We start from the raw sequence: 3939 nt of genomic DNA on the forward strand, positions 1-3939 counted from the left end.
AGCCACGAATCTCTCGTAATCTCATCGATAGCACTCATATGCATTCCTTTCTCTTGATGAAATTAGCTTAATTATATGAACGTTTAAATATGCAGACAATGTGTTTTTATGATTGTTTAACTCTTATATGATGTTTTTATTCACATTATTTGTTGTTTACGAATGTTTTTCGCTCATAATATAAGTTATAAATCGCTCAAACGCAGGTCTTGAACGTTTAACCACTACAAAATAAATTACATCTAAAAAACCATAGTTAGCACAGCAATACACGTAGACGTAAGGATGGTGATGCTCATGAAAAACTCCTCTAAACTCATTAACGCGCGGCGCGCTGTTATAGAAGAAACACTTCACCAAGCACCTGACCATACAATTTCGGTAAGCGCGCTTGCCGCACATTGTTGTGTTTCCCCCATGACCATGCGTCGCGACTTGGTGGCGCTCGAAAAAATGGGCGTGTTGGTTCACAAACACGGCTATGCTACGTTGAGTGAGCACTATCGCTTTAAAGACGCCAAACCAACAAACACCAGCATCGAGAAGATAAAAATCTCTATAGGCAAAATGGCGGCAAACTTTGTGCGCAACAAAGACACGGTTTTTATTAACACCAGTTCGACTGCCCTCTATGCGCTTGACTATTTGCAAACAAAAAGAGTGAACGTGGTAACTAACAATCTACGTATCCACGAACAAATTCACAAAGACTCACTTAACCCAGCGTCAACCGTTATTATCACAGGCGGAGAGCTTCGTCTGCCAAAAGAGGCTCTGACGGGAGAAGTTGCCGAAACCGCTGTAAAACGAGTGATTGCCGATGTTGCCATTATTGGCTGCTCGGGGCTAAGCTTAAAAAACGGTATAACTACCAGCAACGCAGGTGAAACTAACGTTAATCGTTTAATGATTGAGCACACCAAAGGAAAAGTTATTGTTGTTGCCGACCATCGAAAAATATTCCGTGATTCAAACTTTTTTGTAGCAGCTTCAAAAACCATAGATGTGCTCGTAACCGATGAGTTTGCGGACGCACAATCTATTGCTGATATTGAAAAATCGGGCATCGAAGTTATTCAGGTGAATATAGGCAGCGGCATTAATGACGAGCACATAGATGAGCATACTCGCTTATAACCTCTCTATTTATCTGAGCCTAAATTAGATGTGCATACCTTTTTTTACTTAACTGTAAAAGTGTACGCAATCTCTAAAACAGAAAGTGCCTATCTAACAAAAAAGCTTTGCTAGACAGGCACTTATCTGAGCTTATCTTTATTTGCACAAATAAGGCAAAAGGACTTCCTCGAGGCTGTTAATTTCAACAAAATTATCAACCGCCACCGTCTTAGGCTTTAATTCATCAGGAAAATTCTCATACATTTCATGTGTGGTTACAAACAGATCAGCATCAACACCTTGAACACTGCCAAGATCTACCGTATCAACTTCTATATCATTTAAATTACGATTAGCAATGATTTGTTCAATATTCATTTTTGCAATTACGCTTGAACCCACACCAAAGCCACATACCGCAAAAATTTTCACTTTAAACCTCCTGGCAAAACACTTGTAAATCAACTACCCATTGTTATGAACGTAAGGCCGAAAAATTGCAATACAGCCGAATAACTTACACATTAAGTTTCTGGACATTATGCACCCATGAATACCATGCGTAAGAACTTAAAAATATACATAAGTGGCATCCAAACCAAAGCGTAGTCAATATTTGACCAGGTTACGCCCGAACCAAACATAACACCCGTAAGCGGATAAAACAGAATTGCAGCTGCAGAAGTTATAGCACCTGTAATAAAACCAGCAGCTATAGCACCTTTCCACCCTCCTGCTTTATTTCCAAATACACCCATTACATTACCGTCAAAATACATAATGATCGGCGAAGGAAAAACAATAATTGGGGCATGGGCAATAATTGTAAGAAGGCAAACCATAATTGCACCGATTGAAGAGCCCAAAAATCCAAACATACCACCCATTGGAGAATACGGATAAAAGGTAGGCGCATCTAATGCGGGTACTGCTCCAGGCAAAAACTTATCAGAAATTCCTTTAAACGCAGGTATGATAGAGCCAACAAACATACGAACACCTTGTAAAAGTATGACTATACCAGCAGAAAATGTCCAAGCCTTTATAATTAGCCACAAAATCCAATTGGTAGCTTCAGGACCCGTACCTGCAAGCGCTTGAATTCCTTCTTGGCCAACTGCCAAACCCATACCCACAAAAATAATCGGCATCAAAAAGAACAGTACAACGGTATTATCACGAAACATTGATGCCCAAACAGGAAGTTTAAGCTTATCAGCGTCTTCATCAGGATTGCTCGAACCAACCCAGCGCCCAACAAAATGGGCAATCAGCGATCCAACTTGATCCATAAAACCTAATGTAATTACATCTTTTGTCCACTCTCTGGCAAGTTTTCTGGTTATAGCCGGAGAAATAGCATAATAAATAGCATTGATAATGCTTCCAACCGCAACAATTATAAACGTGTTTTCAGTTGCTAATACCACTGGAAGACACACAGCCATAAAGCATGCATGATACAAAGCAAGATGTGCCGTCAGATAAACATTTTTAAAATCTTTATTAGGCAATAATCTCACGATTACCAGGTGCAAGAGAAAAGCAAAGAGAAATATTAACACGGCATTACGGCTAAAACCTTCCATTGTTAAAACCATTGCACCTGCCGCATCGTTAATAGGAAGAGTTCCAGAGACACCCAAGCTCTTGTTAAGTGCACTTACAACTTCAGAAAGTGAAGTAAAAATAATCCCCGCACCGCTAGATAATACTAACAAGCCTACAACTGTTTTAACTACACCGTCTATAACCTGAGGCATTTTCTTCTTTTGTAATAGCAAACCAATTATCGCAATAAGACCCATGAAGATAACTTGGTTTGTAAGCAATTGATACACAACTATGTTTAAAGTATCCATGCTTCACACCTGCCTTACTCGTTTAATAATTGAGCAATTTTTTCTTTATCTGTTTGCGTTTGAGCTCCTCTTATAAGCTCAAAGCCATGCTCTTGATTAAGCAACGCAACAATTTTTTGCAACAGTGCTATATGAGAATTGTTGTCTTTTGCTGCCAGTACAACAATAATGTCAACTGGATCGTTTGCAGAACTCCCAAAATTAACTGGATGATCCAACGTTGCAATAGCAATTGCTGTATTGTGCACACTCTTATCAGGCCGAGCATGACCTAGGGCAAGACCTGGCGCAATCACTATATATGGCCCTAAAGTTTTAACAGCATCTATCATGTGGTCGATATATGCCTTATCAATATCACCATGTTTTAATAAGGGGACAGCAGCAAGCCTTAATGAGTCCTGCCAATCTTGAGCGTCTATCTTTAACTGTATATAATCACTTGAAAAGTACACTGAGCTGCTCTTTCATCCTATAAGATTCATTTTGATTTTCATACATCAAATTACCGCATTAACGCACCAAAACCATTTCTGCTTATTGTAATAAAGCTTACATCTGCTCCCAAACGTGATGGAACGACTCACTACGCGGCTTATCAACACGCTTAAATGTATGAGCGCCAAACCAATCGCGCTGAGCTTGGCAAAGATTTGCCGGAAGCTTTTCCGAGGTGTAGCCATCAAAATAAAGCAGCGAATTTGCAATGGTAGGAACATACAATCCTGCACCAATACCTGCAATCACTACACGTCTCCACGCTGCAACAGAGGATTTTATTTCGTCTTTAAACTCATCGGTCAGCATAAGGTTAACAACCTTACCCTCATCATAAGCGCGCTTAATACGCTCAAGAAATACCGCACGAATAATGCAACCTTCGCGCCATAAAAGCGCAATGTTACCCAAATCAAGATTCCACTGATAGGTATCTGACGCGGCTTGCAGTAAAGAAAAA

The 3939-nt window shown here is 39.9% G+C and carries 4 protein-coding genes and 1 pseudogene; 1 reads left to right on the forward strand and 4 read right to left on the reverse strand.

Going from position 1 to position 3939, the window contains the following annotated elements; translation table 11 throughout:
• The first annotated feature begins 297 nt into the window (after window positions 1–297).
• Window positions 298–1137, forward strand: a complete 840-nt coding sequence (locus AC5GD6_RS06110) for a DeoR/GlpR family DNA-binding transcription regulator (RefSeq protein WP_464397651.1) — start codon at window positions 298–300, stop codon at window positions 1135–1137.
• A 138-nt stretch (window positions 1138–1275) separates the two neighbouring features.
• On the opposite strand, the gene AC5GD6_RS06115 is transcribed toward AC5GD6_RS06110, so the two are convergent.
• The 4 genes and pseudogenes from AC5GD6_RS06115 to AC5GD6_RS06130 all read right to left on the reverse strand — a co-directional run.
• Window positions 1276–1551 carry a PTS sugar transporter subunit IIB gene (locus tag AC5GD6_RS06115; protein WP_311443963.1) on the reverse strand — a complete coding sequence of 92 codons (276 nt, stop codon included), beginning with the start codon at window positions 1549–1551 and terminating at the stop codon, window positions 1276–1278.
• A 107-nt stretch (window positions 1552–1658) separates the two neighbouring features.
• On the reverse strand, window positions 1659–2981 hold the full coding sequence (locus AC5GD6_RS06120) for a PTS ascorbate transporter subunit IIC (protein WP_464395214.1): 1323 nt from the start codon (window positions 2979–2981) through the stop codon (window positions 1659–1661).
• A gap of 14 nt (window positions 2982–2995) precedes the next feature.
• A complete protein-coding gene (locus AC5GD6_RS06125) occupies window positions 2996–3436 on the reverse strand; it encodes a PTS sugar transporter subunit IIA (RefSeq protein ID WP_464395213.1) in 441 nt (146 codons plus the stop codon).
• 97 nt (window positions 3437–3533) lie between these two features.
• A pseudogene (locus AC5GD6_RS06130) lies at window positions 3534–3939 on the reverse strand (NADP-dependent phosphogluconate dehydrogenase); the annotation flags it as partial.

Source organism: Fannyhessea sp. (assembly GCF_986145555.1).

What these genes read in the sequence shown, in the direction of transcription:
- AC5GD6_RS06110 (WP_464397651.1), top strand. Translation starts at nt 298, where the DNA reads ATGAAAAACTCCTCTAAACTCATTAACGCGCGGCGCGCTGTTATAGAA.
- AC5GD6_RS06120 (WP_464395214.1), bottom strand. Translation starts at nt 2,981, where the DNA reads ATGGATACTTTAAACATAGTTGTGTATCAATTGCTTACAAACCAAGTT.